General features: G+C 70.2%; 2 protein-coding genes. Both read right to left on the reverse strand.

The window, feature by feature from the left end:
- Nucleotides 1–156 precede the first annotated feature (156 nt).
- Entirely contained in the window at nt 157–2832 is a 2676-nt protein-coding gene (locus ACESMN_RS13455) for a TRAP transporter permease (RefSeq protein ID WP_373054120.1), read from the reverse strand.
- Between the two features lie 89 nt (nt 2833–2921).
- Entirely contained in the window at nt 2922–3914 is a 993-nt protein-coding gene (locus tag ACESMN_RS13460; protein ID WP_373054119.1) for a TAXI family TRAP transporter solute-binding subunit, read from the reverse strand.
- Nucleotides 3915–4072: the final 158 nt, after the last annotated feature.

A 4072-nucleotide genomic window follows, 5' to 3' on the forward strand; every position in this document is an offset into this window, starting at 1 on the left:
TCCCGTAGGAGCGGCCTCCGGCCGCGATCGGGCAGGGCGCGAGCCAAGGGCATCGCGGCTGGAAGCCGCTCCCACGGCCACTGCGGGAGGCGAGGCCTTCGGTGACCTCGGCACCGGGGAATCTCGCCCAGGGGCTGGCCTGCTGCGGCGTTCGCCTTAGATGCGGAGTGCCCGGCGCCGCCGCTGGACCCAGGCGATCGCCCCGAGCGCCAGCAGCGCCGGCAGGAAGAACCATTCGGAGGCGGGGCGGTCGGCCGGCACGAAGACGGCGGTGATCTGCGCGCCGCCCTCCAGCCCGACGCGCTCGGCTGCGCTTGCAAAGCGCACGAAGCTGATGTTGACCTGGTCGTTGAAGGTCGTCAGCCCCAGTCCCGCCGCGGTCAGGCGTTCCCGCCCGGGGGCCGGGTCGCCCAGCGGCAGCATCACGCGCCGGACCACCTCCTGCCCGTCGAGGTCGTAGCCGGACACCTCCAGGCGCAGGTGGCCGCCGGCGGGCCGATCCCCGGCCACCGCCTCGATCTCGGTCGGGGGCAGGGCCTGCAGTGGATCGTGCAGCCGGTCCATCCAGAAACCGGGCACCAGCAGCGTCAGCGCGACCAGCAGCAGCACCGCGGTCTCCCAGAGCCGGTTGCGGACCAGAAAGAAGTGCTGCGTCGCGGCGGCGAAGACCAGGATCCCCGCGAGCGAGCCGAAGAAGGTGAGCGCCAGCTGCCAGAGGCTGTCCACCCCGATCAGCAGCAGCTGCGTGTTGAACATGAACACGAAGGGCAGGGTGACGGTGCGCAGGCTGTACCAGAAGGCATGGAGGCCGGTCCGGATCGGATCGGCCCGGGCGACGGCCGCGGCCGCGAAGGAGGCCAGGCCGACCGGCGGCGTCACGTCCGCCATGATCCCGAAGTAGAACACGAACAGGTGCGCGGCGATCAGCGGGATCAGCAACTGGTTCTGCGCGCCCAGATCGACGATCACCGGCGCCATCAGGGTCGCGACGATGATGTAGTTGGCCGTGGTGGGCAGCCCCAGGCCCAGCACCAGGCAGATCACCGCCGTCAGCAGCAGCATCAGCATCAGGTTTCCGCCGGAAAGGAGCTCGACCAGATCGGTCATCACCAGGCCGATCCCGGTCATCGCCACCGTCCCGACGATGATCCCCGCCGCCGCCGTCGCCACCCCGATGCCGATCATGTTGCGCGCGCCCTGCACCAGGCCGTCGCCGAGTTCCCGCAGCCCCCGAAGGAATGCCGGGCCATACCCGCCGAGCCCGCGGAAGAAAACCACCAGCGGCCGCTGGGTCAGCAGGATGCCGACCAGGAACAGCACCGCCCAGAACGCCGAGAGCCCCGGCGACAGGCGCTCGACGACCAGCGCCCAGACCAGCACCACCACCGGCAGCAGGAAGTGCAGTCCGCCCTGGATCGTGGGTCCGGGATCGGGGACCTCGGTGATCTCCGGATCCAGTTCGGATCCGGCGTCCGGCACCTGGCAGGTCAGCCAGAGCAGCAGCAGGTAGGTGACGCCGACCAGCGCCCCGATCACCCAGAAGGAGTGGTCCCCGGCCACGTCCTTGATCCAGCCCAGCCCGAAGTAGACGAGCCCGGCCAGCACCAGCAGCCCGCTGACGGAGAGTCCCAGGCCGATCACGCTGCGCGACAGGCGGCCCGGCCGGTGCCGGGGCAGCCCCTGGAGACCGGCCTTCAACGCCTCCAGGTGCACGATGTACAGCAGCGCGATGTAGGCGATCAGCGCCGGCAGGAAGGCGTGCCTGATCACCTCCACGTAGGAGATGCCCACGTACTCCACCATCAGGAACGCGGCCGCGCCCATCACCGGCGGCATCAGCTGCCCGTTCACCGAGCTGGCGACCTCTACCGCGCCGGCCTTGGAGGCGGTCAGCCCGGTGCGCTTCATCAGCGGCACGGTGAAGGTGCCGGTGGTGACCACGTTCGCGATCGAGGAGCCGGAGACCACGCCGGTCAGCCCCGAGGCCACCACCGCGGCCTTGGCCGGGCCGCCGCGCATGTGCCCCAGCAGCGAGAAGGCCACGCGGATGAAGTATCCGCCGGCGCCGGCCTTCTCCAGCAACGCGCCGAACAGCACGAACAGGAAGACGAAGCTGGTGGATACGCCCAGCGCGATCCCGAACACGCCCTCGTTCGACAGCCACTGCTGCGACATCGCGCGCCCGAAGGAGGCGCCGCGGTGGGCGAGCAGGTCGGGCATCCAGGGACCGGCGAAGGTGTAGATCAGGAAGACGCCGGCGATCACCATCAGCGCCGGACCGAGCACGCGCCGGGTGGCCTCCAGCAGCAGCAGCAGGCCCAGGCCCGCGGCGATCATGTCGGGCAGTTCCGGGCGTCCCGGCCGCTGGGCCAGCTCCTGGTGGAACAGGAAGAGGTAGCCCGCGGCGAAGGCCGCGGTCAGCGCGAGAAGCCAGTCGACCAACGGGACGCGTTCGAGCGGCGCAACCCGCCACGCGGGCCAGGCCAGCGCCAGTGCGGCGGCGCCCATCAGCAGGTAGACGGTCGCCCAGGGCTGGTCGGCCTGGTGCTGCTGCCAGGCGAGGAGCCAGAGACCCGCCCCCAGCAGCCCGTAGAAGCCCGCGGCGATGTGCGGCCCGCGCGCAGAGGGCAGGCGCGCCGGAAAGAGCAGGAAGGCGAGAAAGACCGCGAATGCGAGGTGGATCGAGCGCGCGTGGGTCTCCGGGATCACCCCCAGGGCCAGCGCGTAGGGCAGGGGGGAGACGATCCAGAGCTGGAAGAGCGACCACGCGAGCGCGGTCAGGTAGATCAGCGTGCGGGTGGCGGAACCGGGGCGCCGCGCCCCGGTTTCCATGTGCTCGACCAGCGTTGCGGTGTCATCCGGGGCCGGCCCCCCGGAGTCCGGGCGCGGCGTGGCCACGCGTCAGAACCCGTGGTTCGCGTTCAGTCCGACAGCATCCCCGCCTCGCGGTAGTAGCGAAGCGCCCCTTCGTGCATCGGGGCGGAGAGGCCCTGGCCCACCATGCCCTCCGGGGACAGCACCTGGAATGCGGGGTGCATGCCCTTGAAGGTATCGAAGTTCTCGAACACCGCGCGGGTCAGGTGGTAGACGGCGTTGTCGCTGGTCTCCGTGGAGGTGACCAGGGTGGCGCCCACGCCGAAGGTCTGCACATCCGCGTCCTGTCCGGGGTACATGCCCGCCGGGATGCTGGCGTCGAAGTAGTAGGGCGTCTCTTCGACCAGCGTCTGCACCACGGATCCGGTCACCGGAACGATTCGGGCGTCGCAGGTGGCGATTGGCTCCTGGATCGCGGCCGACGGGTGCCCGACGGTGAACAGGATCACGTCGATGCGGTTGTCGCAGAGGGCCTGCCCCTGTTCGCGCGAGGGCAGCTCGGCCGCGAGGGTGAAGTCATCCATCGTCCAGCCGTACTCCGCCATCAGGCGCTCCACGGTGCCGCGCTGGCCCGAGCCCGGGTTGCCCACGTTCACCCGCTTGCCGAGGATGCCCTCGAAGTCCTGGATGTCACTGTCGCCCCGCACCACCACGGTGAACGGCTCCGGGTGCAGCGAGAACACGGAGCGCAGTTCGGGGTTCGCGCCCTGATCCTCGAAGCGGTCGGTGCCGTGGTAGGCGTGGTGCTGCCAGTCGGACTGCGCGACGCCGAAGTCCATCTCGCCCGCCGCGATGGAATTCAGGTTGAAGACCGAGCCGCCGGTGCTCTCCGCATTGCAGCGCATTCCGTGAGTGTCCTGGTCGCGATTCACGAGCCGGCAGATGTTCTGCCCGGTGGGGTAGTAGACCCCGGTGACGCCACCGGTGCCGATGGTGATGAAGCGCTGGTCGGCGTGCGCGGAAACGGCCATGGCCAGCGCCGCAACGGAGCCGACGGCGGCGGTGACGGCGCGAAGCGTGCCTGCGATCGATCGATGCATCCCGGATACCTCCATTCGTGAGTCTTGCCGGAAAGCGGATTCAAGCCCGATTCGCCCGTCCATGGCAAATCACCGGGATATTTGCCGCCCGCCCGGGGCCCGGCGATGCGGGCGCGGGGAAGACCGCTCCGGGGGCTGGCTTCCCGTAGGAGCGGCCT

The organism is Thioalkalivibrio sp. (genome assembly GCF_041690275.1).
GTDB lineage: Bacteria > Pseudomonadota > Gammaproteobacteria > Ectothiorhodospirales > Ectothiorhodospiraceae > Thioalkalivibrio.